Annotated in this window: 26 protein-coding genes; 12 read left to right on the top strand and 14 right to left on the bottom strand. The window is 72.6% G+C overall.

All coding sequences use genetic code 11. From position 1 onward, the window contains the following. Positions 1–29 precede the first annotated feature (29 nt). The gene (locus tag OHA55_RS03715) at positions 30–869 is read right to left on the bottom strand and encodes a helix-turn-helix transcriptional regulator (protein ID WP_266702740.1); all 840 of its coding nucleotides are present in this window, start codon (positions 867–869) and stop codon (positions 30–32) included. 103 nt (positions 870–972) lie between these two features. Between OHA55_RS03715 and OHA55_RS03710 the strand changes: the two genes are divergently transcribed. Beyond that, positions 973–1,680 (top strand): SDR family NAD(P)-dependent oxidoreductase, encoded by a 708-nt coding sequence (locus OHA55_RS03710; RefSeq protein WP_266702739.1) that lies wholly within the window; start codon positions 973–975, stop codon positions 1,678–1,680. A 55-nt stretch (positions 1,681–1,735) separates the two neighbouring features. On the opposite strand, the gene OHA55_RS03705 is transcribed toward OHA55_RS03710, so the two are convergent. Continuing rightward, positions 1,736–3,019, bottom strand: coding sequence for a DUF1343 domain-containing protein (locus OHA55_RS03705; RefSeq protein ID WP_266702738.1), 1,284 nt, complete (start codon positions 3,017–3,019; stop codon positions 1,736–1,738). 203 nt (positions 3,020–3,222) lie between these two features. On the opposite strand from OHA55_RS03705, the gene OHA55_RS03700 reads away from it, so the two are divergent. From OHA55_RS03700 to OHA55_RS03690, 3 genes are read left to right on the top strand one after another with little or no spacing between them, the layout of a single operon-like run. Further along, positions 3,223–3,990, top strand: a complete 768-nt coding sequence (locus OHA55_RS03700) for an SDR family oxidoreductase (RefSeq protein WP_266702737.1) — start codon at positions 3,223–3,225, stop codon at positions 3,988–3,990. Beyond that, positions 3,987–5,672 carry an AMP-binding protein gene (locus tag OHA55_RS03695; protein ID WP_266702736.1) on the top strand — a complete coding sequence of 562 codons (1,686 nt, stop codon included), beginning with the start codon at positions 3,987–3,989 and terminating at the stop codon, positions 5,670–5,672. Before OHA55_RS03700 ends, OHA55_RS03695 begins: the two co-directional genes overlap by 4 nt. Positions 5,673–5,710: 38 nt before the next feature. After that, entirely contained in the window at positions 5,711–6,304 is a 594-nt protein-coding gene (locus OHA55_RS03690) for a TetR/AcrR family transcriptional regulator (RefSeq protein ID WP_266702734.1), read from the top strand. Positions 6,305–6,389: 85 nt separating this feature from the next. Here the strand turns inward: OHA55_RS03690 and OHA55_RS03685 are convergent, their stop codons facing one another. Genes OHA55_RS03685 through OHA55_RS03675 form a run of 3 tightly spaced genes read right to left on the bottom strand, consistent with a single transcriptional unit; the run spans position 6,390 to position 9,636 of the window. Further along, complete coding sequence (locus OHA55_RS03685) at positions 6,390–7,271, bottom strand: carbohydrate ABC transporter permease (protein ID WP_266702732.1); 882 nt, start codon at positions 7,269–7,271, stop codon at positions 6,390–6,392. Beyond that, positions 7,268–8,293 (bottom strand): carbohydrate ABC transporter permease, encoded by a 1,026-nt coding sequence (locus OHA55_RS03680; RefSeq protein WP_266702730.1) that lies wholly within the window; start codon positions 8,291–8,293, stop codon positions 7,268–7,270. Before OHA55_RS03680 ends, OHA55_RS03685 begins: the two co-directional genes overlap by 4 nt. Then, positions 8,290–9,636: an ABC transporter substrate-binding protein gene (locus OHA55_RS03675; RefSeq protein WP_266702728.1), complete on the bottom strand. Its 1,347-nt coding sequence runs from the start codon at positions 9,634–9,636 to the stop codon at positions 8,290–8,292. The genes OHA55_RS03680 and OHA55_RS03675 overlap by 4 nt, the downstream gene beginning before the upstream one ends. Before the next feature lie 629 nt (positions 9,637–10,265). Between OHA55_RS03675 and OHA55_RS03670 the strand changes: the two genes are divergently transcribed. Next, complete coding sequence (locus tag OHA55_RS03670; RefSeq protein ID WP_266702726.1) at positions 10,266–11,591, top strand: M28 family metallopeptidase; 1,326 nt, start codon at positions 10,266–10,268, stop codon at positions 11,589–11,591. A 104-nt stretch (positions 11,592–11,695) separates the two neighbouring features. Here OHA55_RS03670 and OHA55_RS03665 read toward each other — a convergent pair whose 3' ends face one another. The 3 genes from OHA55_RS03665 to OHA55_RS03655 all read right to left on the bottom strand — a co-directional run bounded on the left by OHA55_RS03665 (position 11,696) and on the right by OHA55_RS03655 (position 14,793). Next, positions 11,696–12,421 (bottom strand): hypothetical protein, encoded by a 726-nt coding sequence (locus tag OHA55_RS03665; protein ID WP_266702724.1) that lies wholly within the window; start codon positions 12,419–12,421, stop codon positions 11,696–11,698. A gap of 126 nt (positions 12,422–12,547) precedes the next feature. Continuing rightward, positions 12,548–13,762 (bottom strand): acyl-CoA dehydrogenase family protein, encoded by a 1,215-nt coding sequence (locus tag OHA55_RS03660; RefSeq protein WP_266702722.1) that lies wholly within the window; start codon positions 13,760–13,762, stop codon positions 12,548–12,550. A gap of 8 nt (positions 13,763–13,770) precedes the next feature. Then, a complete protein-coding gene (locus OHA55_RS03655) occupies positions 13,771–14,793 on the bottom strand; it encodes a phosphotransferase family protein (RefSeq protein WP_266702720.1) in 1,023 nt (340 codons plus the stop codon). A gap of 175 nt (positions 14,794–14,968) precedes the next feature. Between OHA55_RS03655 and OHA55_RS03650 the strand changes: the two genes are divergently transcribed. Further along, positions 14,969–16,267: a glucarate dehydratase family protein gene (locus OHA55_RS03650; RefSeq protein ID WP_266702718.1), complete on the top strand. Its 1,299-nt coding sequence runs from the start codon at positions 14,969–14,971 to the stop codon at positions 16,265–16,267. A gap of 106 nt (positions 16,268–16,373) precedes the next feature. On the opposite strand, the gene OHA55_RS03645 is transcribed toward OHA55_RS03650, so the two are convergent. After that, complete coding sequence (locus OHA55_RS03645) at positions 16,374–17,642, bottom strand: MFS transporter (protein WP_266702716.1); 1,269 nt, start codon at positions 17,640–17,642, stop codon at positions 16,374–16,376. Between the two features lie 109 nt (positions 17,643–17,751). Here OHA55_RS03645 and OHA55_RS03640 point away from each other — a divergent pair, with 109 nt between their 5' ends. The 4 genes from OHA55_RS03640 to OHA55_RS03625 all read left to right on the top strand — a co-directional run bounded on the left by OHA55_RS03640 (position 17,752) and on the right by OHA55_RS03625 (position 20,111). Continuing rightward, positions 17,752–18,063 (top strand): helix-turn-helix transcriptional regulator, encoded by a 312-nt coding sequence (locus tag OHA55_RS03640; protein WP_266702714.1) that lies wholly within the window; start codon positions 17,752–17,754, stop codon positions 18,061–18,063. 69 nt (positions 18,064–18,132) lie between these two features. Continuing rightward, a complete protein-coding gene (locus OHA55_RS03635) occupies positions 18,133–18,837 on the top strand; it encodes a metalloregulator ArsR/SmtB family transcription factor (RefSeq protein ID WP_266702712.1) in 705 nt (234 codons plus the stop codon). A 32-nt stretch (positions 18,838–18,869) separates the two neighbouring features. Beyond that, positions 18,870–19,373 (top strand): DUF3291 domain-containing protein, encoded by a 504-nt coding sequence (locus OHA55_RS03630; RefSeq protein ID WP_266702710.1) that lies wholly within the window; start codon positions 18,870–18,872, stop codon positions 19,371–19,373. Between the two features lie 249 nt (positions 19,374–19,622). Further along, positions 19,623–20,111, top strand: coding sequence for a hypothetical protein (locus OHA55_RS03625; protein ID WP_266702708.1), 489 nt, complete (start codon positions 19,623–19,625; stop codon positions 20,109–20,111). 24 nt (positions 20,112–20,135) lie between these two features. On the opposite strand, the gene OHA55_RS03620 is transcribed toward OHA55_RS03625, so the two are convergent. From OHA55_RS03620 to OHA55_RS03605, 4 genes are all read right to left on the bottom strand, one after another. After that, positions 20,136–20,576 carry an NUDIX domain-containing protein gene (locus OHA55_RS03620; protein ID WP_266702706.1) on the bottom strand — a complete coding sequence of 147 codons (441 nt, stop codon included), beginning with the start codon at positions 20,574–20,576 and terminating at the stop codon, positions 20,136–20,138. 277 nt (positions 20,577–20,853) lie between these two features. Continuing rightward, positions 20,854–21,189, bottom strand: a complete 336-nt coding sequence (locus OHA55_RS03615) for a DUF202 domain-containing protein (protein ID WP_266702704.1) — start codon at positions 21,187–21,189, stop codon at positions 20,854–20,856. Next, complete coding sequence (locus tag OHA55_RS03610) at positions 21,186–21,581, bottom strand: YidH family protein (protein WP_266702702.1); 396 nt, start codon at positions 21,579–21,581, stop codon at positions 21,186–21,188. The genes OHA55_RS03615 and OHA55_RS03610 overlap by 4 nt, the downstream gene beginning before the upstream one ends. 99 nt (positions 21,582–21,680) lie before the next feature. Next, the gene (locus tag OHA55_RS03605) at positions 21,681–22,199 is read right to left on the bottom strand and encodes an NUDIX hydrolase (RefSeq protein WP_266702700.1); all 519 of its coding nucleotides are present in this window, start codon (positions 22,197–22,199) and stop codon (positions 21,681–21,683) included. Here OHA55_RS03605 and OHA55_RS03600 point away from each other — a divergent pair. Beyond that, positions 22,198–22,341, top strand: coding sequence for a hypothetical protein (locus tag OHA55_RS03600; protein WP_266702698.1), 144 nt, complete (start codon positions 22,198–22,200; stop codon positions 22,339–22,341). The two genes, OHA55_RS03605 and OHA55_RS03600, sit on opposite strands and share 2 nt — an antisense overlap. Further along, complete coding sequence (locus tag OHA55_RS03595) at positions 22,338–24,233, top strand: hypothetical protein (protein WP_266702696.1); 1,896 nt, start codon at positions 22,338–22,340, stop codon at positions 24,231–24,233. Before OHA55_RS03600 ends, OHA55_RS03595 begins: the two co-directional genes overlap by 4 nt. Before the next feature lie 76 nt (positions 24,234–24,309). On the opposite strand, the gene OHA55_RS03590 is transcribed toward OHA55_RS03595, so the two are convergent. Further along, positions 24,310–25,221, bottom strand: a complete 912-nt coding sequence (locus OHA55_RS03590; protein ID WP_266702694.1) for a DMT family transporter — start codon at positions 25,219–25,221, stop codon at positions 24,310–24,312. Between the last annotated feature and the right edge of the window lie 215 nt (positions 25,222–25,436).

Genomic DNA, 25,436 nt, shown 5'->3' with positions numbered 1-25,436 from the left:
CACCGGGACCGCGCGTTTGGGCGTGGGGGTCAGCCGAGCGCCGGGGTGCCGAGGAGGGTGAGGAGCGCCAGGCGTTCGGCGTCCTCGGTGTGCGGCTCGGCCGTGTAGACCATGACGCGCAGGTCGTCCCCGGCGACGGTGAGCACGTCGCAGTCGAGGGTCAGGGTCCCCACGTCCGGATGGTCGATCGTCTTGCGGGCCGACTCGTGGGTACCGACCGCCCCCGAGTCCCAGAGCTCGGCGAACCGGGCGCTGCCCGCCCGCAGTTCCGCGAGGAGGTTCCGCAGCCGGGGATCGTCCGGGTAGCGGGCGGCGGCGGTGCGCAGGTCCGCCACCAGCACCGTTTCGAGTCTGCGTCGTTCCTCCGGGGTCTGGCGGACCCGGCTCGTGCCCGGACCCAGCAGATTGCGCCAGACCCCGTTGCGCTCGTGGCCGCGCCACCCGGCCGGATCGCCCATCAGCGCCGCGTACGGCGGGTTCGCCAGGAGCAGCGTCCAGGTGGCGTCGTACACCGCGACCGCCGTCCCGGTCAGCCGGTCGAGCAGCCGGTGGACGCTGGGCGAGATGCGGGTGGGTACCGTGCCGGGACCGGGCGGCGCGAGGCCGGCCAGCCGGAAGAGGTGCTCGCGCTCCGCCCCCGACAGCCGCAGGGCCCCGGCGAGCGCCTCCACGATCTGCCCGGAGGGATGGGTGGCCCGCCCCTGTTCGAGGCGGGTCACGTAGTCGGCGGAGATTCCGGCGAGCATCGCCAGCTCCTCGCGCCGCAGCCCCGCCGCACGCCGGTGGCCACCGGGTACCAGCCCCGCGGCCTCGGGCGGCACCCGGTCGCGCCAGCGGCGCACCGCCTGCCCGAACTCCGCCTTCGCCATGCCCACCAGTGTGCACCGGTGCCCGCCCGTCTTCCTGGTACCGACGGTCCCAGGAAGACGGGACGTCTGGCAGGCGCCCCGGTCGGGCCGGAGAGTGGAAGGCATGACGAACACACTGATCACCGGAGCGAACAAGGGTCTCGGCTTCGAGACCGCCCGCCGGCTCGTCGCCGCCGGGCACACCGTGTACCTCGGCAGCCGCGACGCCGAACGCGGCAGGCGGGCGGCGGAACGGATCGGCGCCAGGCTCGTCCTCATCGACGTGACCGACGACGCCTCGGTCGAGGCCGCGGCGAAGACGATCGAGGACGGGGGCGGACTCGACGTACTGATCAACAACGCCGGGATCGAGGGACGCACCCCGGACGGGGGCGTTCTCGGCGCGGGCGGTGAGACGGCCGATTCGATGCGGACGATCCTGGAGACGAACGTGCTGGGCACCGTGCGGGTCACCCACGCCTTCCTGCCCCTGCTGGAACGCTCCGCGGCCCCGGTCGTGGTCAACCTCAGCAGCGGTCTCGCCTCGCTGGAGCGGATGGCCACCCCGGGCAACCCGGCCGCCGCCTACCCGGGCGTCGCCTACCCGGCGTCCAAGGCCGCGGTCAACATGATCACCGTGCAGTACGCCAAGGCATTCCCCGGGATGCGGATCAACGCGGTGGAGCCCGGCTACACCGCCACCGACCTCAACGCGCGCACCGGCACCCAGACCGTGGAGGAGGGCGCGGAGATCATCGTGCGGATGGCGCTGGTGGGCCCGGACGGCCCGACCGGCGGCTACTTCGACGCCGAGGGCCCGCTGCCCTGGTGAGACCCCGGTCCGGGTGGGTGAGCCGAGCGCTTCCCCGCACCCGGACCGCTCCGACTCACCCCCCGTACAGCAGGTACTTCTTCCGCTTGGCCCGGAAGGCCGCGAGGTCCGAGCGCCAGGCGGCCACCACCTCGTCGGTGTCCGCGCCCGCGTCGATCATGGTGCGGACCCGGGTGTTGCCGGTCAGCTTGTCGATCCAGTTGTCGGCCCGCCAGGCGAAGCCGCTCCAGGTCGCCTTGGCCGTCACCAGCAGCGCGATGCCGGTGCGTACCGGGTCGAAGACCTCGCGGTCGCCCACGTGGAGCTGCACCCCGCCGACCGTGACGCCGGAGAACTTGGAGAAGGTCGGCGCGAAGTACGCCTCGCGGAAGTGGACCCCGGGCAGCTCCAGCGCGTTGGCGGCGGCTGCCCAGCGGTGGTCGATCCCGGCCGCCCCGAGCAGCTCGAACGGACGGGTGGTGCCGCGCCCCTCGGAGAGGTTCGTCCCCTCGAAGAGGCAGGTGCCCGAGTAGACGAGCGCGGTGTCGGCCGTCGGCATGTTGGGGCTCGGCGGCACCCAGGGCAGGCCCGTCGCGTCGAAGAAGTCCGAGCGCCGCCACCCCGACATCGTCACCGTGTCCAGGTCCGCCGGGCGGTCGGCGAAGAACTCGGCGTTGAAGAAGAGCGCCAGCTCCGCGACGGTCATCCCGTGCGCCTGGGCGATCTCACGCCGCCCGACGAAGGTCCCGAACGCCGGGTCGAGCACGGGACCGAGCGCCGCCCGCCCGGTGACCGGGTTCGGCCGGTCCAGGACGACGAACCGCTTGCCCGCGAGCGCCGCCGCCTCCATGCAGTCGTACAGGGTCCAGATGTACGTGTAGAAGCGGGCGCCCGCGTCCTGGATGTCGAAGACGACCGTGTCCACGCCGGAGGCCGTGAACACGTCGGCGAGCGGCTGGCCGTTCTTCAGATACGTGTCGTAGACCGGCAGTCCGGTCGCCGGGTCGTCGTAGCGCCCCTCGGAGCCGCCCGCCTGGGCGGTGCCCCGGAAGCCGTGCTCGGGGCCGAAGACGGCGGTGAGGTTCACCCGGTCGTCGGCGTGCATCACGTCCACGATGTGGCGCACGTCGGAGGTGATCCCGGTGGGGTTGGTGACGATGCCCACGCGTTCGCCGGCCAGCAGCCGGTAGCCGCCCGCGGCCAGCCGGTCGAAGCCGGTCCGCACCGGGGCACGCCCGCCGTGGTCGGAGTCCTCGCCGCGGCCGCCCGAGGCAGCCGCCGTACCCCCGCCCGCGGCGGTCACCGCCAGGGCTCCCAGGCCCCCGCCCGCTGCCAGTACACCCCGTCTGGTCAGGCTCATCCAGCCACCTCCATGATCGCGCGGACTGTCATGGGCATGCACGCTAGCGCGTGCGGCGCCCCCGCGGAACGATCTCGGCGGGCCGATTCACAGCGCCGCCCAGCCCCGGCAGGGCAGAATCCCAGACCTTCCCGCGACCCCTTCCCCGATCACATACCGACTGGTTAGTCTGCTGGGGAAGTCGTGCAGAGAGGCAGGACCCGATGAGTACGGTGCAAGGTGCCGGCGTAGTGGTCACGGGAGCCGGAGGCGGCATCGGCGCCGCCCTGGCCCGGAGATTCGCCGCCGAGGGTGCGCGGGTGGTCGTCAACGACCTCGACGCCGCACGGATCGAGCCGCTCGCCCGGGAGATCGGCGGCACCGCGATCGCCGGGGACGCCTCCGGGATCGTGGACGCCGCCCGGGACGCCCTCGACGGCACCGTCGACGTGTTCTGCGCCAACGCGGGCCTCGCCTCGCCCGGCGACGTCTTCGCCGACGAGGAGGTGTGGGCCGCCGCCTGGGACGTCAACGTCATGGCCCACGTCCGCGCCGCCCGGGCGCTGCTGCCCGACTGGCTGGAGCGCGGCAGCGGCCGGTTCGTCACCACCGCCTCCGCAGCCGGCCTGCTCACCATGATCGGCGCCGCGCCCTACAGCGTCAGCAAGCACGGGGCCGTCGCCTTCGCCGAATGGCTCTCGCTCACCTACCGCCACCGCGGCGTCAAGGTCCACGCGATCTGCCCGCAGGGCGTACGCACCGACATGCTCACCGCCGCCGGATCCGCCGGCGACCTGGTCCTCGCCCCCACCGCCATCGAACCGGACGCCGTCGCCGACGCGCTCTTCGACGCGATCGGCAAGGACCGCTTCCTCGTCCTCCCGCACCCCGAGGTGGCCACGTACTACCAGGCCAGGGCCGAGGACCCGGACCGATGGATCGGCGGAATGAACAAGCTCCAGCGCACCTGGGAGAAGGGGACCCACGCATGACCACCACCCCGGACACGGCGGCCCAGGCCCCGTCCCCGTACGCCGCGAAGCCCTGGACCGGGCTGCTCTCCGCGACGCAGCTCACCCCCGTCGAGCCGGCCGAGACGGTGCTCCACGCCTTCCGGGCCGCCGTCGCGCGCGCCCCGGAACACACCGCCCTCGCCTACTTCGACGGACGGCTCGGCTACCGCGAGACCGACGAACTGAGCGACTCGGTCGCCGGACACCTCGCCGCCCGCGGCCTGCGCCGCGGCGACCGCGTGGCGATCATGCTCCAGAACACCCCGCACTTCGTCCTCGCCCTGCTGGGCGCGTGGAAGGCGGGCGCCACCGTCGTCCCGCTCAACCCCATGTACAAGGCCGGCGAGGTCGCGCACGTCTTGGACGACGCCGGAGTGACCGCGCTGTTCTGCTCGGACCGGGCCTGGGAGTCGTACCTGCGCGACACCGTCGCCGGCGCCCCGGGCGTCACGATCGCCGTCACCGCCTGCGAGCTCGACCTCCAGAGCGAGAACGACCCGCGTGTCCTCGGCTTCGAGCGGCTGCCCGTCCCCGGCGACGCCGACGATCTCGTGACCGTCGCCCGCAAGGGGCTCGCCGCCCCCGAGGACCGCGGACCCACGGCCGCCGACACCGCGCTGATCAGCTACACCTCCGGCACCAGCGGGAAGCCCAAGGGGGCGATGAACTCCCACGGCAACGTCATGGTCAACGCCGAACGCCAGCGCAAGGACCATCCGATCCCCGAGGGCGCCGCCTACTTCGCCCTCGCCCCGCTCTTCCACATCACCGGCATGGTCTGCCAGCTCGCCGCCTGCGTCGCCAACGCCGGCACCCTGGTGCTCGCCTACCGCTTCGAGGCGAGCGTCGTCCTCGAAGCCTTCGCCACCCACCGCCCCGCCTACACCGTCGGCCCGTCCACCGCCTTCATGGCGCTCGCCGCCCACCCCGACGCCACCCCCGCCCACTTCGACTCCTTCGCGGTGATCTCCTCCGGCGGCGCACCCCTGCCGCCCGCGCTGGTGGAGAAGTTCCGGGCGGACTTCGGCCCGTACATCCGCAACGGCTACGGCCTCACCGAGTGCACCGCGCCCTGCGCCGCCGTACCCCCGCACCGCGAGGCCCCCGTCGACCCCGTCTCCGGCACCCTCTCGGTCGGCGTCCCCGGCCCCGACACCCTCGTACGCATCCTCGACGAGAGCGGCGCCGAGGTTCCGCTCGGCGAACAGGGCGAGATCGCGGTCCGCGGACCCCAGGTCGTCTCCGGTTACTGGAACCTCCCCGAGGCCACCGCCGCCGCCTTCCCCGACGGCGAACTGCGCACCGGGGACATCGGGTTCATGGACCGCCAGGGCTGGCTCTACGTCGTGGACCGCAAGAAGGACATGATCAACGCCTCCGGGTTCAAGGTCTGGCCCCGCGAGGTGGAGGACGTCCTCTACACCCACCCCGCCGTCCGCGAGGCAGCCGTCGTCGGCGTCCCCGACGCCTACCGCGGCGAGACGGTCCGCGCGTACGTCAGCCTCCGGCCGGGCGCCGAGGCGGCACCCGAGGAACTGGGCGCCTACTGCAAGGAACGGCTCGCCGCGTACAAGTACCCGCGCCAGGTCGAGATCCTGGCCGAGCTGCCGAAGACGGCGAGTGGGAAGATCCTCAGGCGGGAACTGCGTTCCCCGCGTTAGAACACGTTCACGGCAATGACGAAGGGCAGGTGGCGGCGATGGCCAAGGCTAGGGAAGGGAATGGGGTTCCCGTTCCCCAACGGCTGCTGGCCGCCGCCACCCGCCTCTTCGCGGAACAGGGGTACGACCGCACCTCGGTGCAGGAGATCGTCGAGGCCGCAGGGGTCACCAAGGGAGCCCTCTACCACTACTTCGGCTCCAAGGAGGACCTCCTCCACGAGGTCTACGCCCGGGTGCTCCGCCTCCAGCAGGAGCGCCTCGACGCCTTCGCCGACGCCGACGAACCGGTGGAGAAGCGGCTGCGCGACGCCGCCGCCGACGTGGTCGTGACGACCATCGAGAACCTCGACGACGCGTCCATCTTCTTCCGCTCCATGCACCACCTGAGCCCGGAGAAGAACAAGCAGGTACGCGTCGAACGCCGCCGCTACCACGAGCGCTTCCGCGCCCTGATCGAGGAGGGACAGCGGACCGGTGTCTTCTCCCACGCCAGCCCCGCCGACCTCGTCGTCGACTACCACTTCGGTTCGATCCACCACCTCTCGACCTGGTACCGCCCCGACGGGCCGCTCACCAAGCAGGAGGTCGCCGACCACCTCGCGGACCTGCTGCTGCGGGCGCTGCGCCCGTAGGCCGGGGGCGGCCCGGGTCCCGGCCGGGGCCGGGGGCGGCCCGGGTCCCGGCCGGGGCCGGGGGCGGCCCGGGTCCCGGCCGGGCTCAGCCCTTGAGCCCCCCGGAGAACCCCTTGATGACGTAGCGCTGGAGCAGCAGGAACACCACCAGGACGGGCAGCGCGGCCAGCACGAGTCCGGCGAAGACCAGCCCGTAGTCGGACACGTACTGGCCGACGAAGGAGAACACCCTCACCGGCACGGTCTCCTTGTCGGACCCGCCCAGGTAGAGCAGCGGGGTGAAGAAGTCGTTCCAGACGAAGACGGCGTTCAGGATGATCACCGTGCCGGTGACGGGCCGCAGCAGCGGGAACACGATCCGGGTGAACGCCTGACGGTGGTCGCACCCGTCGATCAGCGCCGCCTGCGCGTAGTCGGCGGGCAGGGTGCGGACGAACCCGGTGTAGAGGAACACGGTGAACGGAAGCTGGATGCCGGTGTAGAAGAGCACCATCCCCTGGTACGTCCCGAGCCAGCCGAGGCCGTCCACCAGCTTGTACAGCGGGATCATCCCCAGCTGGAACGGCAGCACGATGCCCAGCAGGAAGAGGATGTACAGCCCGTACCCGAGCCCCTGGGCCCGGCGGGCCAGGAAGTACGCGCCCGTGGAGCCGAGCACCACGAGGAGCAGCAGGCTGAGGGCGGTGATGACCGCGCTGTTGACGAGCGCGGGGCCCAGCGAGGCGGACGACCACGCGTTGCCGAAGTTTTGCGCGGTCGGAGGGGCGGGCAGGCCCAGCGGGGAGCCGGCGATCTGCCGGGGCTCCTTCAGCGCCAGCGTGATCAGCGCGTACACCGGGAACAGGAAGAGGACCGCGACCGCGACCATCACCAGTTCCAGGGCCCAACTCCCGTACCGGGCACGGCGGCGGACGGACTTCACGGACCGTACGGACTCTGCCGGCTCCACGTGCTTCACGGAGGTCACGCGGTCACCTCCCGCGCCCGCAGGAAGCGGAGCTGGACCAGCGAGACCGCCGCCACGAAGAGCGCCAGCACCAGGGCCACGGCGGTGCTGTAGCCGAACTTCCCGTACACGAAAGCCTCCTTGAAGAGGGCCGTCGACAGCGTCTCGCTGGCCGTGCCCGGACCGCCGTTGGTCGCCGCGTACACCTGGTCGAAGAGTTTCAGGCCGCCGATCGTCGACAGCATGAGGTTGACGGTCAGCGCCGGGGCGAGCATCGGCCAGGTGACCCAACGGAACCGCTGCCAGGCTCCGGCGCCGTCGATCCTGGCCGCTTCGTGCAGTTCGGGCGGCACCCCCTGGAGCCCGGCGAGGAAGATGACCATCGAGTAACCGGCGTACTGCCAGACCACCATGGCGGCCACCGACCAGAGCGCCAGCGACGGATCGCCCAGCCAGTCCTGCCGCAGGGCGCCGAGACCGACGGCGCCCAGCAGGCCGTTGAGCCCGGCGCCGTCCTCGGGGTTGTAGACGTACTTCCACAGGAAGGCGACCATCACCGGGCTGACCACCGCCGGGGCGAAGAAGACCACCCGCAGCAGCGACCCGCTCCGGATGCCGGCGTCGACCCCCAGCGCGAGCAGCAGCCCGACGAGGTTCTGTACGACGACCACCGCGACGGTCAGCAGCAGCGTGTTCACGACGGAGTCCAGGGTCCGCTGGTCGTCGAGGAGCGCCCGGAAGTTCGCGAGCCCGACGAACGAGGCGTCGCCGATGCCGGACCAGTCGGTGAAGGCGTACGCCACGCCCGAGACGGCCGGGTACAGCACGACGAGCGCGTACACCACCAGAGCGGGCAGGACGAACCCCCAGGGCGGGAGCGTGAGATCGCGTCCGGGGCGGGCGCGGGGCCGCGACCGGGGTTCCGGTTGCGGCCGGAACTGGATGCGGGGCCGGGACTCCCCGGACCGGCGCCGGGCCCCGGTCTTCTCCGGGCGGGTCTCCTCGGGGTCGATCTCCTCGGGCTGGGGGAGCGAGCGGCTCATGAGGTCCTCCGGTAGGCGTCGTCCATCTGTCCGAGCGCGCCCCGGACGTCCGTCACACCGGCCAGCAGGTCCTGCACGGCCGAGCAATGCGCGGGCTGCACCTCGGCGTTGGGCCACCGCTGGTCCATGAACGGCACGGCGCGGCCGCCGTCCACGATCGGCAGGAACGGCTCCAGGACCGGGTCGACGGCGGTGGAGGCGTCCCGCCGGAAGGGAATCGCGAAGACGGCGGACGCCCAGCGGTCGATGTTCTCCTGCTTCCCGAGGAAGGCGATGAAGTCCGCGGCCCGAGGGTCCTCCTTCGCCCGCACGGAGACGCCGAGGCCGACGACGATCCCGGCCGGAATCCACAGCCGTGCCGGATCGTCCGCGCCGGGGAAGGGAAACATCGCGAGGTCTCCCGGGTTCTCGGCGGCCTCCCGGAACACCCCGAGCACCGCGGAGACCTGGACGGCCATCGCGGCCCTCCCGGTGGCGACCATCGCGGTCTGCTGCTCGAACGTGGTGCCGTTGGGGTTGTCGTTGAAAAAACCTTTGCGCTGAAGTTCCTGGTACCGGCCCAGCGCGTCGGCCCAGCCCGAGTCCCGGAAGGTCGTCCGGCCGGCGGCCATGTCGTCGTCGAACCGGGCGTTGTGCGCGTAGACGGCGTTCGGCACCAGGGCGTAGCTGATCAGCTGCGTCACCCAGGGAGTCTGCGCGCCGAGCGCGATCGGTACGACGCCCCGCGCCCTGAGCTTCGAGCAGACCGCGAGCAGCTCCTGCCAGGTCGACGGCGGCTCCACACCGGCCCCGGCGAACACCTTCTTGTTGTAGATGGCGCCGATCAGGCAGCTGCCCGCCGAGTAGAGGTACGTGTGCCCCTCGTACCGGTAGGCCGTACCGAAGGCCGCCGGGATGCCCTCCGTCCACGGCTGCGCGCTGAGATCGGTGAGCAGCCCCGCCTTGGCCAGCTCCACCATGGACATCGCGCTGCCGCTGCCCGGGTACACCGCGTGCACGGCCGGGGCGTTGCCGCCGGCGAGTTGTGTGCGGACCACCGTCTGCATCTGCTCGGTGGGCGCGAACGAGGTGGTGAACGACTCGTGGGGCCGGCTCTCGCGGTACAGCGCCAGCAACTCCTCCACCGGCTGCTGCTGGTCGGTCACCCCGACGATCCGCAGTCCGCCGGAACCGCCCGCACACCCGGACAGCACCGGCGCCAGCGCGGTGGCCGACGCGATAGCGCCGCCGACGCGCAGAAACCCCCGGCGGCTGTGCGCGGGGCCGGCTCCCTGCGCGGAGTGACCGCCTCCCGCGGGACCGCTCCGGCCCGTGGTGCGTCCGTGCCCCTGACCCGTGGTCATGCGTGCCCTTCTGCCGAGGCGGTACGAGCCGGACGGCCGGCCCGCCGGGTACGCCCCCGGCCCGTGCGCGACGCACCCGGCGGCGGTCCGGCGTCCACCGGGCCGACTCGGAGCGACGCGGAGGGGCGGGGCCCCGGATCGCGGGCGGTTACGGACACGACGGCGCGGCGCCCGGCGCCACACCGGGGGCATCCGGTCGAAACTCTCGCCGTACCTTCGCAGCCGACCGCGAGCACGCCGGGCAGCGACACGGAGCGGGGTCCGCACGGGTGAGCCGGTGGGTGCCGGCCGGGGCGGCGGGGGAGCGCGGGACCGCCCGCCGCGACCGGTGGTGGAGGGGTGCTGGGCCGCCCGCCGCGACCGGTGGTGGAGCCACGTAACGCCTCTGCCTGCGACGTCCGTTGACCGAACGGTCATGTCCGGTTCCCGCTCTTGACCGTGTACGGCTAACTGGCTGAATATCGGTCACGCACCGGCGCGTCCCGCACTCCGCGCGCCGGATCGCACCCCACGCGCGCCCGCACGTCGCACCGCATCGCGTACCACCAGCTCCAGGTCCGGCCGGGGCAAGGCTCCCGCCGGACACCCCCCGCGTCTTCCGTCACCTTTCACGGAAATCGGAGCATGTGATGAGACCGGTCCTGCGCAGAACCCTGCCCTGTGCCGCCGCCCTCGCGGTGGCCTCCCTGTTCCTGACGACGGGGGCCGCGCACTCCGTGGCCCCCGTCGTCGTGACCGCCCCCGCGGCGGTCACCGCCCCCGACATCCCGCTCGCCAACGTCAAGGCGCACCTCGCCCAGCTCCAGTCGATCGCCACCGCCAACGGCGGCAACCGCGCCCACGGCCGTACCGGGTACAAGGCGTCCGTCGACTACGTGAAGGCGAAGCTCGACGCCGCCGGGTACACCACCACCCTCCAGCAGTTCACCTCCAGCGGTGCCACGGGCTACAACCTCGTCGCGGACTGGCCGGGCGGCGACACCTCGAAGGTGCTGATGGCCGGGGCCCACCTCGACTCGGTGACGGCCGGGGCCGGGATCAACGACAACGGCTCCGGTTCGGCGGCCGTCATGGAGACCGCCCTCGCCGTCTCCCGGGCCGGCTACCAGCCCGACAAGCACCTCCGCTTCGCCTGGTGGGGAGCGGAGGAGCTGGGGATGGTCGGGTCGAAGTACTACGTCAACAACCTCGCCACCACCGAGCGGGCCAAGCTCACCGGCTACCTCAACTTCGACATGATCGGCTCGCCCAACCCCGGCTACTTCGTCTACGACGACGACCCGACGATCGAGCAGACCTTCAAGGACTACTACGCGGGCGTCTCGATACCGACCGAGATCGAGACCGAGGGCGACGGCCGCTCCGACCACGCGCCCTTCAAGACCGCGGGCGTCCCGGTCGGCGGCCTCTTCTCCGGCGCCGACTACATCAAGACCGCCGCGCAGGCCCAGAAGTGGGGCGGCACCTCGGGTCTGGCCTTCGACCGGTGCTACCACGCCTCCTGCGACAGCTCCGCCAACATCGACGACACCGCCCTCGACCGCAACAGCGACGCCATCGCCTACGCGGTCTGGAACCTCTCGGCCGCCACGGCCACCCCGCCGGCCGGAACCGTCTTCACCAACGCCACCGACGTGACCGTGCCCGACAACGGCGCCGCCGTCACCTCCGCCATCACCGTCACCGGGCGCACCGGCAACGCGCCCTCCACCCTCAAGGTCGACGTGGACATCAGGCACACCTGGCGCGGCGACCTCGTGGTGGACCTGGTGGCGCCGGACGGCACCGCCTACCGGCTGAAGAGCGCGAGCAGCAGCGACTCGGCGGACAACGTCGTCGCGGCCTACACCGTCAACGCCTCCTCCGAAACCGCCAACGGGATCTGGAAGCTGAAGGTCCAGGACACGGCGTCCTCCGACACCGGGTACATCAACAGCTGGTCGCTGACCTTCTGACGGTTCCACCCGGGGCATCCCGAGAGCCCCTGCGGCGCCTCGTTCCGGTCACGGCCGGGCGGGGCGCCCTGCTCTTCCGGGCCCGTGCCCCGCCGTGTCCGCGGTCAGCCGGGACGGTACCGCGGCGGGACCTCGACGCCGGGCGCCAGCCGCAGACCGGCCATGGCGAGGAAATCCTCCAGCTCGATGCAGCCGCTCGGGGTTCCGTCCTCCCAGTCGGTCCAGAGCCACGATCCCTCGTCGCCCCACGTGTCCGTGTCCTCGCTCGGGAACTGTTCTACGGTTCCCGAGCCGTGCCGGTACCGCAGATAGAGGTACTGGCCCCCTGTCGTCCACGCGTCCCACTGCGACGGGCTCTCCTGGCAGGTCATCACCACCCGCGCGAGGGTCACGTCCTCGTGCACACGGGCTCCGGCAGCGTCCGCTTCCGGGAGCTGCTCCAGGACGAGGAGCTCGCCGTCGGACCCGAGCAGGTGGACGCTCCCGCCGGGGAACTGGAGCGTGACGCCGATCGGGGCCCCGGCCGCGCCGCCCCCGTGGCGGAGTTCGCGCACCGAGCGGACGCGCTGACCGGTGAACCGGGTCAGCGGGAGCTCCGGCGGGTCCTCCGTCCACCGGACGTCGCCGTGCTCCGTGCCGGCGTCCGGTTCGGCGCGCAGCGACAAGCCGGTCCCGGCGGCACCGAACAGGACGGGGCCGAGTCCGTCCATGTGCAGCCGGAGGCGGAGCAGCGAGGGTCCGTCGTCGGAGCGCGGGCGCAGCTCCGTGGCCACCCGGTCGAGCCGCTCGCCGATCAGTCGCGCGTGAAACAGTCCCTCGTCATCGGTCACCCGCCGATGCTCGCACGGCCCACTCCGGCGGAGCACCCGCATTCCCGGTCCGGCAGGGCCGCGCCGGTGAGGAGGCCGGCGTGCGGGGGCCTTCCCACCCGCACCCCGGCCCCGTCGTCCGTACCGTCAGAGGTACTTCTTGATCTCCCGCCGCGCCAGCGACCGCTGGTGCACCTCGTCCGGCCCGTCCGCCAGGCGCAACGTCCGTGCGGACGCCCACAGTTCGGCGAGCGGGAAGTCCTGGCTCACGCCTCCGGCGCCGTGCAGCTGGACCGCGTCGTCGAGGATGCCGAGCACCGCCCGGGGCGTCGCGATCTTGATGGCCTGGATCTCGGTGTGCGCTCCCCGGTTGCCCACGGTGTCCATCAGCCACGCCGTCTTCAGCACCAGCAGCCGCAGTTGCTCGACGGTGACCCGGGCGTCCGCGATCCAGTTCTGCACCACGCCCTGCTGGGCGAGCGGCTTCCCGAAGGCCGTACGGGAGACGGCGCGGCGGCACATCAGCTCGATCGCGCGCTCCGCCATGCCGATCAGTCGCATGCAGTGGTGGATGCGCCCCGGGCCGAGGCGCGCCTGGGCGATGCCGAAGCCGCCGCCCTCCTCGCCGATCAGGTTGGCCACCGGCACGCGGACGTCGGTGAAGACGAGTTCGGCGTGCCCGCCGTGCCAGTGGTCCTCGTACCCGTACACCCGCATGGCGCGGCGCACTTCGAGTCCCGGGGTGTCGCGCGGGACCAGGATCATCGACTGCTGGCGGCGGATGTCCTCGCCGTCCGGGTCGGTCTTGCCCATCACGATGAAGATCGCGCAGTCCGGGTTCATCGCCCCGGAGATGTACCACTTGCGGCCGTTGACGACGTACTCGTCGCCGTCGCGCGTGATCCGGGTCTCGATGTTGGTCGCGTCGGAGGAGGCCACCTCGGGTTCCGTCATGGCGAAACCGGAACGGATCTCGCCCGCGAGCAGGGGCTCCAGCCACTGCTTCTTCTGGGCATCCGTACCGAACTGGTGGAGCACCTCCATGTTCCCGGTGTCCGGCGCCGCGCAGTTCAGCGCGGTCGGCGCCAACTGCGGCGAGCGGCCGGTGATTTCGGCGAGGGGCGCGTACTGGAGGTTGGTCAGCCCGGCACCGTGCTCGGCGTCGGGGAGGAAGAGGTTCCACAGGCCCTGGCGGCGCGCCTCGGCCTTGAGCTCCGCCACCACCGGCGGGGTCTCCCACGGCGAGGCGAGCAGGGCGCGCTGCTCCTCGGCGGTTTTCTCCGCGGGGTGGACGTGCTCGTCCATGAAGGCGAGCAGCCTGGTGCGCAGCTCCTCGGTACGGGCGTCGAATGCGAAGTCCATGCGGGTGATCAGCCTTCCTGGAAGGTGGTGAGGCCGTGCTCGATGAAGAGGGGGACGAGTTCGCCGATGCGGTCGAAGCCCGCGCCGACCGTCTGGCCGAGGGTGTAGCGGTAGTGGATGCCCTCCAGGATCACGGCGAGCTTGAACCACGCGAACGCGGTGTACCAGGAGATGGCCGAGGCGTCCCGGCCGGAGCGGGCGGCGTAGCGCTCGATCAGCTCGGCGGGGGAGGGGTGGCCCGGGGCGCCGCTCGTCGTGGAGACCGGCGACCGGGGAAGCCCCAGGTCGGAGCTGTACATCACCAGCAGCCCGAGGTCGGTGAGCGGGTCGCCGAGGGTGGACATCTCCCAGTCGAGCACGGCCTTGACGGAGTCGTCGGCGCCGATCAGCACGTTGTCCAGGCGGTAGTCGCCGTGCACCACGGTCGGTGCGGGCGAGTCGGGCAGTGCGCGGCCGAGGCCGGCGTGGAGTTCGTCGATGCCGGCCAGTTCGCGGTTGCGCGAGGCGTCCAGCTGCTTGCCCCAGCGCCTCAGCTGTCGGTCGAGGAATCCCTCGGGGTGTCCGAAGTCGCCCAGTCCGACGGCCGCCGGGTCCACGGCGTGCAGGTCGACCAGGGTGTCCACCAGTCCCAGCACCACCTGCCGGGTCCGCTCGGCGCCGAGCGGGGCGAGCTGCTCGGCGGTACGGAAGGGGGTGCCCTCCACGTACTCCATGACGTAGAACGGCGCCCCGATGACGGAGTCGTCCTCGCAGAGGAGTACCGCCTCCGGCACCGGCACCGCGGTCGGGTGCAGGGCGTCGATCACCCGGTGCTCGCGCTTCATGTCGTGCGCGGTGGCGAGCACATGTCCCAGCGGCGGTCTGCGGACCACCCAGGTGCGGACGGAGTCGGTGACGGTGTACGTCAGGTTCGACCGGCCGCCCTCGACGAGCCGCGCTTCGAGCGGTCCGCTCACCAGTCCCGGCCGCTCACGGTCGAGATGGCCGCGCAGCAGGACGGGGTCGAGTCCTGGCGGGGGGACTGAACTCATGACGCGCACCTCCGGGGTGGTGGACGGAACGTGCCCATGATGCCGACCAGTCGGTATGTCGTCCAGTGAGTGGCTCGAATCGGCGGGGACGAAGTGCGGGGGAGTCCGCGTCGGCCCGGGCGACGAAGCCGGGTCCACCCTGGCGTCCGGACGTATCCCTGAATAGAGTTCACGTATGGATACAGCGTTGTTGATCGAGGACGTCCGGCTCACCCCGATTCTCATAGCGGACCCGCCGCTGCTGAACACCCAGGGCGTGCACCAGCCCTACACCCCGCGACTCATCGTGGAAGTGGTCACCCAGGGTGGCGTGACCGGCATCGGGGAGACGTACGGCGACTCCGTCTACCTGGATCTCGCGGGCCCGCTCGCCCTGGCGCTGCCGGGTCGCTCGGTCAGCGATCTGAACGGCCTCTTCGCCCTCGCGGAGGAGGTCTGCGGTGCGTCGGGCGAGACCCGGGGCGGCGAGGAGGGGGTCGACGCGGGCGGCCTGCGGGGCGTCCGTACGGCCGACAAGCTCCGGCTCTCCGTCGTCTCCGGCTTCGAGGTCGCCTGTCTGGACGCGCTCGGCAAGTCGCTGGGCCTGCCCGTGCACGCCCTGCTCGGGGGCAAGGTGCGCGACGTCGTGGACTACAGCGCGTACCTCTTCTACCGATGGGCGGCCCACCCCGAGGGCGGCGAGACGGACGACTGGGGCGCCGCGGTCGATCCGGCCGGGGTCGTCGCCCAGGCCGAACGCTTCGCCCGCGACCACGGCTTCGGCTCCTTCAAGCTCAAGGGCGGCGTCTTCCCGCCCGACGAGGAGATCGCCGCGATCCGCGCGCTGGCCGAGGCGTTCCCCGGCCGTCCGCTCCGGCTCGACCCCAACGGCGCCTGGTCGGTGGAGACCTCGCTCCGGGTCGCCCGCGAACTGGGCGGCGTACTGGAGTACTTGGAGGATCCTGCGAGCGGAACGCCCGCGATGGCCGAGGTGTCGGCGGGAACGGGCGTACCGCTCGCCACCAACATGTGCGTCACCACCCTCGCCGAACTGCCCGAGGCCTTCGCGAAGGACGCGGTACAGGTCGTCCTCTCCGACCACCACTACTGGGGCGGACTGCACCGCACCCGCGAACTCGCCGCGATCTGCCGTACGTTCGGGGTGGGCCTGTCCATGCACTCCAACACCCACCTCGGCATCAGCCTCGCCGCGATGACCCATGTGGCCGCCACCGTGCCCAATCTCGACTACGCCTGCGACAGCCACTACCCCTGGCAGACCGAGGACGTCATCACCGCCCGCCACGTGTTCAAGGACGGAGGTCTCACCGTCTCCGACGCGCCGGGCCTCGGTGTCGAACTCGACCGCGACCGGCTGGCCCTCCTCCACCGGCGCTGGCTGGACGACGACGGCACCCTGCGCGACCGCGACGACGCGGCGGCGATGCGCAAGGCCGATCCGGAGTGGGTGACCCCGGCGATCCCGCGCTGGTGACACGGGCGCGGCGCCCCGTGGTGATCCCGTCTGCGCGAGGGGGCCCGTGCCGCGACGGGGGGTCGGACCGCGTCGCTCCGCGGCGACGGAAGGCCGTCGGCCGCGGCTACCGGGCGCCGGCCGGGGCGTGCGGAGCCGCGGCCGGCGCTTTTGCCCCGGCCCGCCGAAGGGTGCCGATGCCGAACGGGATCGACAGCAGGGCCAGCGCGCCGACCGCCCCGATGTAACCGGTCGCGGTCTCGCGCAGCCCCAGCCCGGGGATGGCGAGACCGGCGGCCACGGCCGGGACGCTGTTGGCCAGGTAGCACATCACGTAGACGGAGGCGAACAACAGGGCCCGCTGCTCAGGGGCGGCGGTGTGGGCCAGCATGCGGAAGCCGCCGAAGAAGGAGGTGCCGAAGCCGAATCCGGCGACGACGGTGGCGGCCAGCAGCAGCGGCATCGACGGGAGGAGGAGGGCCGGCAGGGTCAGCAGGGTTCCGGCGGCCAGGGCCACCGAGCCGGAGAGCATCATCGGCAGCGGGGCCATGTCGCGGAGCGCGTAGCAGGCGAGTCCGGCGGTGCCGGGGAGCAGAGCCACCACGAGCCCGGCCACGACGTGGTTGCCGGTGTGCAGGATGTCCGCCGTCAGCGACGAGCCCAGGGAGAGGTAGAGGCCACCGATCGCCCAACTCGCCGTGAACGAGGGCGCGGCGATCAGGAACGCCCTGCGGTCCGCGTGCGGGACGGAGACCCGTGGCCGGAGCGAGGCGAGCGCGCCGGGGCGCAGCGGGGAGGTCTCGGGCACCAGCGGCACGGCGGCCGCCAGCGCCAGGGAGGCGGCCGCGAGCAGGGCGAAGACGACGACGTGCGGGGAGGGCGCGTACTGGGTGAGCGCTCCACCTGCCAGCGCGCCCACCGCCATGCCCCCCGTGGTGCCGACGCTGTTCAGCAGCGCGCCGAGCCGGGAGCCCGGGTGCTGCAGATCGATCAGCCCCGCGCTGATGGCGCCCGCCGCCGCGCCGGTCGCCAGCCCCTGCAGGGCTCGGCCGACGATCAGCTGGCCCACCCCGTCGGCGGTCATCATCACGACCATCGCCGCCGCCTCGCCGACGAGCGCGGCGATCAGCACCGGACGGCGGCCCAGGTGGTCCGAGAGGGCGCCGGCCACCAGCAGGGCCGCCAGGACGGCCACGGCGTAGACGGCGAAGACGATGGTCACCGCGGTGGCCGACAGACCCCAGTCGCGGGCGTACTCGGAGTAGAGCGGGGAGGGCGCGCTGCTGGCGGCCATCAGCGTGAACTGGGTCGTGGCCAGCAGCCAGAAACCCCCTGCCCGGGAGAGGCGGGGGCTCCGGCCGGCGGGTGCCGAAGCAGGGGGAGGAGCGGTGGACATGGAGACCCCAGCGATTTAGTTCCAAAATTCTCGAACGGTTGGAGCGTAGTTCACCGCGCCTCATGGTTCCAATATTTTCGAACGGAGATGGTTCCCGTACTCTCGCACCATGAGTGGATCGACCCGGGACCTCGCGCATCCGGACGCCGCGGCGCTGGAGTTGACCGGGGTCCTCTTCGCCCTGAGTGATCCGGCGAGGCTGGAGCTCGTGCGGCGCCTCGCCGCCGCCGGGTCCCTGGAGGTCGCGGAGTGCCAGCCGGACTCGGGCCCCATCCCGAAGTCGACGCTCTCCCACCACCTGAAGATCCTGCGCGAGGCGGGCGTCGTCCGTAATGTCCCCCAGGGTCGCCGACGCGCGCTCACCCTGCGCCGCGAGGACCTCGAATCCCGCTTCCCGGGGCTGCTCGACGCCGTCCTGTAGGGCTCGGCGGGCCGGGGGCGGCCTCCGCCGCCCTCTATCTCCAACCTGCGTTGTTCCTAGAATGGCCGGGTGGAGCACATCGACGCGATCGCAATGCTGCAGGACCCGGTACGCCGCCGCCTGTACGAATACGTGGCGGCGCAGGGCCGGGAGGTCGGCCGCAACGAGGCCGCCGAGGCGGCCGGAGTGGCGCGCACGCTGGCCGCGCACCATCTGGACAAGCTGACCGAGGCGGGTCTGCTGGCGAGCGGCAGTCGCAGGCTGACGGGCCGCTCGGGGCCGGGGGCCGGCCGCCCCGCCAAGGTGTACACGCGGGTGTCCGCCGAGTTCGAGGTCTCGTTGCCCGCCCGCGACTACCGCACCGCCGCCGAACTGCTCGCGGAGGCCGCCGAGGAGGCGGGCCTCGACGCCGGGCTCCGCGCGGCCGCCCGGCGCAGGGGTGAGGTGCTGCGCGGAACGGCGCAGCCCTGCCGCGACCTCGCGGGGGCCGTGGAGGCGCTGGCCGCGCGCGGCTACGAGCCCCGCCTCGAAAGCGTGGGTGGCGAAGAGGGTGCGGAGGGTACGGAGGGTGCGGAGGTGGCGGCCCCTGTGGTCCGCATGCGCAACTGTCCCTTCCACGCGGTCGCCGAACGCTATCCGCCGCTCGTCTGCGGCATGAACCTCGCGCTGCTGGAGGGGCTGCTCGGTACGGACGGTCCCGTCCGTGCCCGCATGGACGCCCGGCCGGGGGAGTGCTGCGTCATCGTCGAAGATTCTAAAAACAATGACGATTGACATAGAAATGCGGACCGTGCTGGGATGAGGCTATGACCGCATCCCCGCGCGCCGCCCACCTCGCCCAGCTCAACGTCTCCACGCTCCTCCACCCCCTCGACGACCCCCGCATCGCGCCGTTCGTCGAGCTGCTCGAACCGGTCAACGCCACCGCCGACACCGCGCCCGGCTTCGTGTGGCGGCTCGTCGGGTACGGCGGCGCCGACGCCACCGACCTGCGTCCGGCCGGCGAGAACGTCATCGTCAACATGTCGGTGTGGGAGACCCCGGAAGCCCTCTGGGACTTCACCTACCGCAGCGGTCACCTGGAAGTGATGCGGCGGCGCCGCGACTGGTTCGACCGGCACGTCGAGGCGCACCTGGTCCTCTGGTGGGTCCCCGCCGGGCACGTCCCGACCGTCGAGGAGGCCCTGGAGCGGCTGGCCGGCCTGCGGGCCGAGGGCCCGTCCCCGCGCGCCTTCACCTTCACCTCGTCGTACACGGCGGAGGAAGCCGGGGTCGTGGAGGCGCCGGCGGGTGAGCTTCTCCCCGAGTGAGGAGGCAGGCGGTGGGGGCCCGCGTTCTCCGGCCCCCGGCGGGGAACGGCCGGGCTCCGAGCGTGCGGGCCGCCGGTGCCGAAAAACAGGGACCGGACTGTGAGGTCCCCCCGTCGCGTACCAGGATGGGTATCCGACGGACGTACGCGTCTTCGAGGCCGTCGGCACGGTGCTCAACGGAGGTGCTCTCGCCGCCCACCGCATCGGCTGGGCGGCCGGCCAAGAACGGCAGCGCGCTCCGGAGGCCGGGTGACCATGCCGCCCTTCTGGCTGCATCACGGACGGGACGGCGGCCTCTGGTGCGCGGTCCAACCCGTCGCCCCGGACGTCCACGAGGTCCGCTCGGCCGACGGCTCCTCCCTCGCGCACGTCACCCGTCGCGCCGCCCGGATCCTGCCCTGGCCGCGACGCACCCGGTGGTCGGTACGGTTCGCCGGCTCGCCGCAGGAGATCACGGGACCGGTCGGCACCTGGTACGCGTGGCTGCTCTGGGTGGTGACCGCTCCCGCCTGGATCCTCTTTGCGCTCTGCGCGACGGTCTACGCGCTCTTCGACGGCACCGCAGAGGACGGCACGTTCCGGAGCCCGGCCCGGACGCGCCGGCGCGGGGCCGGCGTCGGCGCGGTCCTGGACTACCGGGGCATCGGCAGGAAGACCTACCGTCACCTCGCTCCCCACCTGGACACCCGGGTCGCGTACGCCCTGGCGGTCCTGCGGACGTGGGAGCGCGAGCGCTGACCCGACCCGGACCTGCTGCCACCGTCAGGAGAGCGCCCCGGCGTGATGGTCCTTGACGGCCCGGTGGGCCCACGGGCACATGGTCAGATGCTCCATCGTCGCCACCGTGAACCAGTGGAACATGATGCCCTCGCCGACCGGGAGGGCGTGCGCGTCGCCGTCCCAGTGGGCGGTGTAGACGCGGATGTGCCCCTCGGTGACGTACGGGCCTTCGGCGTGCACGGCGGTGAAGGCCGTGACGTCCGGAAGCACGAGGCCCGTCTCCTCGCGGATCTCCCGCCTGATGGCCTCGTCCGGCGTCTCCGTGCCCTCGGCGCCGCCGCCCACCAGGGACCAGGTCCCGCTGTCGCAGATCGGTTTGTTGGCGTCGCGCAGATGCAGGAGGTACTCGCCGCGTCGGTTGGTGATGATCACGGCGGTACTGGGCCTCTCGGAGGCGTCCGGTGCGGGCAACTCGCTCACCATCCCTCGGGTGGGCCGCCGTCCGGGCGGCCGGGCTCGGGCCCCGGCCGACACCGACGCCCCGTCCGGCATGCCCGTACGGGACGCGGAGAAACGCCCACCGGAACGGGGCCCGGGGCGTACGGAGGGACTGGCGGCGCGTCAGGGGGCGCTGAACCGGGAGGGGAACCGCTCCGAACGGTGCGGCGGAACGAGGCTCGGAAAGGCGCCCGGAACAGCGCCTGGAAAGGCGTCCGGAAAGGCGTCCGGAAAGGCGCCTGAACAGTGCTCGGAACGGGGCTCAGACCACCATCGCCGCCGCGAACACCGCCAGGGCCACCGTGCACGCTGCGGCGGTGAGCGCCGCTCGCGGGGCCAGCGGCTCCGGCTGTGCGGTGGCCGTGGTGCGTACCCTTCGGTGCGCCACCATCAGGAAGCCGATCCAGGCCACCGCGCTCAGGGCCAGCGCGACCCCCGCGGCGAGGGTCGCCCCGCCGTGCAGGGCCTGCTTCCCGGCCAGCACCGCCGCCACCGTCGCCGACAGCGTGGTGCGCCGCCAGGCGAGGCGGGTGCGCTCCGGCTGGAGGCCCGGGTCCCGAGCGGCCCCCGAACCGGCCCCGGGTACGGCCGCGGTCACCGGCCCTCCCAGCCGAAGAGGACGACCACCACCATCGCCACGGCCACCACCGCGACCACCAGGCTCAGCAGGGTCGGGAACCGGGAGACGGGCAGGTCCTCGCCCCGGCGCATGGCCCGTTCGCAGCGGACCCAGTGGTTCACGGCCCGCAGCGCGCAGAGCACCCCGGCCGCGAGCAGCCCGAACGCCAGTCCCGCGCGCACCCCCCGGGCGAGACCCGGCAGGAACTGGTCGACGGCGAAGCCGCCACCGATCAGAGCCAGAGCCGTACGGATCCAGGCGAGGAACGTCCGCTCGTTGGCGAGCGAGAAGCGGTAGTCCGGTGTGTCGCCTTCGTCGCGGATCCGCTGCGGGGCGAACCACAACCGCAGGCTCTGTACGAATTCCTTCACACGGGCACCCTATCGGCCCCTTTGTGAGCGCTTCCGATCACGTCGAATCGATACGATCACGCACCCGTAGCCGTCCCGGGGATGATCACGCACCCGGAGTCAGCCCACGTCCTCGCCCCGGAGTGCGCGCAGCCGGTGGTACGCCTCCAGCCCGTCGGGCGTCCACGCCCAGGCGGGGATGCGCTCCGCCAGCTCCTCGTCCGCGAGGAAGCCGTGCCAGTCGATCTCCTCCTTCTGGGGATCGACCGGCGGCTCGCACCGCACCTGATAGACGCGCGACCACCAGGAGTGCCCGTCCTTCTCGTACAGGAAGGAGAACAGCGGCTCGGGCTGCGGCAGTCCGGAGACTCCGAGTTCCTCCTCCGCCTCCCGCAGCGCCGCCTCGTCGTACGACTCGCCCGCACCGACCACGCCACCGACGAACATGTCGTAGTGCGAGGGGAAGACCATCTTGGTGGCCGTCCTGCGGTGGACGAACACCCGCCCCTCGGCGTCGCGCGCCTCGATGAACACGCACCGGTGGCGCAGTCCGCGCGCGGTCGCCTCACCGCGCGTCGCCCGCCCCACCACCTCGTCGTTCTCGTCGACGACGTCCAGGATCTCGTCAGCAGGATTCATGCCCGCCATCCAACAGCACTCCTCCGGCATCCACTCGGCCACCGGGCGACGGCCGGTGGCGCGAAAACCCCTCGCTCCGGCGGCAGGTGGCTGTCAGACTCCCGCCATGACCTACGGAATCGAGCAGCACCCCGCCCTGTGAGCGCCCCGGACGAGCGCGAGCCGCTCACGCCCCGGACCTCTCTGTACGACCACGCGCTGCGGCAGTTCCACGCGGCGCCCGACGGCCGCCCGCCCGGCCGCGGCTTCCCACTGCCGGACACGGCACGTCCCGAGCCCGCCCCGAAGAGCGACCTGCCCGGGACCGGTGCCTCGAAGAGCGACACCGCCGTCCCCGCCGCACCCACAGCCTCTTTCGCCGAGAGCAGGGAGACCGCACGCCGGCTGCTCGCACCCCTGCTCACCGATCCCGACGCCGAGTGTGCGGCGGAACGCGTCCACCGGGCGCTGTGCGGGCGGGGCGTGCGGGAAGTACCGGTACGGGCTGCCGTGGCGGACCTGCCGTTGGAGGACCCGGTCGCGGCTCTCGCTCTCGCCCGGAGACTCGTGCGCCACGGCACGACCGCCGCCGCGGTGGGCGTCGGCATCGGCCTCCTCGCCCGCCTCGGAGAGCCCGAGGACGTTCCGTACCTCCGTGTCCTCGGACTGCTGCGGGGCTTCGTCCGGCCGGTCGTGGAGGCGCTGGGCGGTCTCGACCGGCCCGCCGCGGCGCTGCTCTGGCTCGGAGCCCACGTCGGCAAAGGGGATCTGCGTGTCCTCGTCGACGCGCTGATCGACCAGGACGATCCGGCCGCACGCCGTTGGCTCCTGGAGGTCCCGATCGAACCCCGGGTGGTGGGCGCCGAACACGCCCGCAGAATCTCCGAAGCGGTCCGCCTGCTCGACCTGGTCCGGGCGGACCCCGTGGACCCCCGCCTCCTCGCCCAGGCCGGGCGCCTGCTGGTCATGATGGCGTCGACGTACGACAGCAAGGTCGAGATCCTCGCCCATCAGGACGCCGTCGCCCTGTACGAGGAGCTGATCGCCCGGGCCGCGTCCCTGCCGCCGGACCTCGACCACGTCATCGTCCTCGCCTCGCTCGCCCTGGAACTGCACAGCGGGGCGAGCGTTCTCCTCGACTGGCCGGCCGGCCGCCGAGAGGCGCTGCTGGAAAACCTGGGAACCCTGCTCGCCGCCCCGGAACGGGCCGCCGTGCACGAACGCGACCCCGCGGAGCACGGGAGCGCGGACGACCGGCGACTGCACCGATGGGTCCGGCAGGCCCTGCGCCAGGTCTTCGACGCCCGGCCCTCGTCCGGACGGCTGCGGGTCGAGGGGACCGTGCGCGATCCGGCGTACCGGGAGCCCGTGGAGACCCGCCTGCTGATCGACGGCCGTCCGCTGGTGCCCGAGCACTTCGGCAAGGGTCCGGCGCGCCCTCCGGGCGACTTGCTGGACCGGGGCGAACTGCGCGCCACCGCCGAACCCCACGAGGTGCTCGTCGCCGAGGCGTGGTGCACCGAGGGCTGCTGCGGGGCGCTCTACGTCACGATCCGTCGGGAGGGCGAGGAGGTCGTCTGGTCCGACTGGCGGCGAAGCCTCGGAAACGGGCCGTCACTCGGTGAGCAGCGCTTCGAGGCCCTCGCCTACGACGCCGAGATCGAGCGGGCGGAAGCGGACCGGGGTTGGGAGTGGCCCGCCGCCGCGACCGGGCGGCTCATCGAGGAGGGGCTGAGGGCGCGGCCGGATCTCCTCACCCGGTGGGACCTCCTGAAGGACTGGACCGGTACGGACTTCCGCGACCCCGAGGCCACCACGCTCTCCTTCGCCTACTGGCCCGGTCTCGCACAGGGGCGCAGGGACCGGGACGGCCCCTGGCTCCAGTTCGTCTGGCACGTGCCCGAGGACGGCGCACCGCCCGCGAAACGGGCGGCGGCCGTACTGCACCGGCTGGCCACCGAGGACCCCAAGGGGTACGCCCAGGTACGGGGCGGTTCCGCCGAATACGCCCGGGAGCTGGGGTACCCGTGGCCGGAGGCCGAAGACCGGCGGTGACCCGAGCCGACGGGGGTGATCCGAGCCGACGGCGGTGATCCGAGCAGGCGGGGGGCGCCCCACGGGCAACCCCCGCTCAGATCCCCCCGCCCTCCGTGGGCAGCAGGTCCCGGGCGGGATGGGCGCCGCCGCCCTTGCCGCCCGGGAGCGCCGGATGCAGCCCGAGCAGCACGATCCCCGCGACGATCGCCGCCAGCCCGGCCGCCTGGCCCGCCAGCGCCGCCGGGTCGGTGCGTACCTGGTCGCCGAGGAAGCCGATGCCGCAGGCGATCCCCGCCAGCGGCTGGGCGGCGGTCAGCGCGGGCAGCGACATCCGCAGCGGCGCCATCTCGAACGCGCTCTGCACCAGCACCAGCCCGGTCACCCCGATCACCAGCACCGTGTACGGCTGCCAACTGCCCACCAGGGCCGGCCAGCCGCCGTCCGTCAGGAGCTGGCCGCTCTCCCGGGTGAGGGCGTCCTGGAGTCCGTACAGCAGCCCCGCCGCCAGGGCCAGCAGCGAGGGCGCCACCGCCGGGCGGGCGTGCCGGGCGGAGGCGGCGAGGACCAGCGCGAGCCCCACCACCACGCCGATGATCAGCCAGTGCCGCAGCGGGTCGGTCTCCGCCTGCCCGCCGGTCGGCTGCCCGGCCAGCAGGAAGGCGGCGACCCCGCACGAAAGCAACGCCAGCCCGCCCCACCCCTGGCGGCCGAGCGGCTGCCCGGTGAGGGCGCGCGACAGCCCCAGCGCGAAGAGGAGGTTGGTCGCCAGCAGCGGTTCCACCACCGACAGCTCGCCCTGGCCGAGGGCCAGCGCCCCGAGCACCATCCCGCAGACCATGAACGCGATACCGGCCAGCCAGCTCCGTACCTTCATCAGGTCGAGCAGCAGCCGGGGGGAGAGGAAATCGCTCATGGGGGCGCGGCGGGCGGCGTCCTGCTGCAGGACGAAGCCGAAACCCAGGCACGCCGCCGCGCCCACGGAGAGGAGGACGACCAGCAAGGACACAGGTTTCTTCCTCGGATCGGGCGGGCGGAAACGGTGTGTTCCGAACGATATGCCCCTGCGTGTAGGGGAGCGGTGAGATTGGTCCGACCGGCCTGTTGACTCCGGCGTCGGGGCGTACGGAAGATCTGACGCACCAGTAACATCCGCGCCCCCGCACGCCCCCGCGACGCCTGCCGGCGACGTACCCACCGTGCCCGGCCGGTTTCCGCACCGCC

Source organism: Streptomyces sp. NBC_00102, from assembly GCF_026343115.1.
Lineage (GTDB): Bacteria > Actinomycetota > Actinomycetes > Streptomycetales > Streptomycetaceae > Streptomyces.
The sequence above is the reverse complement of the archived record's forward strand: the minus strand, read 5'-3'. Positions and strand labels throughout refer to the sequence as shown.

Bases quoted from the DNA above. Each gene is read 5' to 3' on its own strand.
- OHA55_RS03675 (WP_266702728.1), bottom strand. From the start codon at position 9,636: ATGACCACGGGTCAGGGGCACGGACGCACCACGGGCCGGAGCGGTCCC.
- OHA55_RS03690 (WP_266702734.1), top strand. From the start codon at position 5,711: ATGGCCAAGGCTAGGGAAGGGAATGGGGTTCCCGTTCCCCAACGGCTG.
- OHA55_RS03645 (WP_266702716.1), bottom strand. From the start codon at position 17,642: ATGTCCACCGCTCCTCCCCCTGCTTCGGCACCCGCCGGCCGGAGCCCC.
- OHA55_RS03600 (WP_266702698.1), top strand. From the start codon at position 22,198: ATGCCCGCCATCCAACAGCACTCCTCCGGCATCCACTCGGCCACCGGG.
- OHA55_RS03670 (WP_266702726.1), top strand. From the start codon at position 10,266: ATGAGACCGGTCCTGCGCAGAACCCTGCCCTGTGCCGCCGCCCTCGCG.
- OHA55_RS03655 (WP_266702720.1), bottom strand. From the start codon at position 14,793: ATGAGTTCAGTCCCCCCGCCAGGACTCGACCCCGTCCTGCTGCGCGGC.
- OHA55_RS03695 (WP_266702736.1), top strand. From the start codon at position 3,987: ATGACCACCACCCCGGACACGGCGGCCCAGGCCCCGTCCCCGTACGCC.
- OHA55_RS03660 (WP_266702722.1), bottom strand. From the start codon at position 13,762: ATGGACTTCGCATTCGACGCCCGTACCGAGGAGCTGCGCACCAGGCTG.
- OHA55_RS03605 (WP_266702700.1), bottom strand. From the start codon at position 22,199: ATGAATCCTGCTGACGAGATCCTGGACGTCGTCGACGAGAACGACGAG.
- OHA55_RS03640 (WP_266702714.1), top strand. From the start codon at position 17,752: ATGAGTGGATCGACCCGGGACCTCGCGCATCCGGACGCCGCGGCGCTG.
- OHA55_RS03680 (WP_266702730.1), bottom strand. From the start codon at position 8,293: ATGAGCCGCTCGCTCCCCCAGCCCGAGGAGATCGACCCCGAGGAGACC.
- OHA55_RS03710 (WP_266702739.1), top strand. From the start codon at position 973: ATGACGAACACACTGATCACCGGAGCGAACAAGGGTCTCGGCTTCGAG.
- OHA55_RS03630 (WP_266702710.1), top strand. From the start codon at position 18,870: ATGACCGCATCCCCGCGCGCCGCCCACCTCGCCCAGCTCAACGTCTCC.
- OHA55_RS03715 (WP_266702740.1), bottom strand. From the start codon at position 869: ATGGCGAAGGCGGAGTTCGGGCAGGCGGTGCGCCGCTGGCGCGACCGG.
- OHA55_RS03700 (WP_266702737.1), top strand. From the start codon at position 3,223: ATGAGTACGGTGCAAGGTGCCGGCGTAGTGGTCACGGGAGCCGGAGGC.
- OHA55_RS03650 (WP_266702718.1), top strand. From the start codon at position 14,969: ATGGATACAGCGTTGTTGATCGAGGACGTCCGGCTCACCCCGATTCTC.
- OHA55_RS03620 (WP_266702706.1), bottom strand. From the start codon at position 20,576: ATGGTGAGCGAGTTGCCCGCACCGGACGCCTCCGAGAGGCCCAGTACC.
- OHA55_RS03705 (WP_266702738.1), bottom strand. From the start codon at position 3,019: ATGAGCCTGACCAGACGGGGTGTACTGGCAGCGGGCGGGGGCCTGGGA.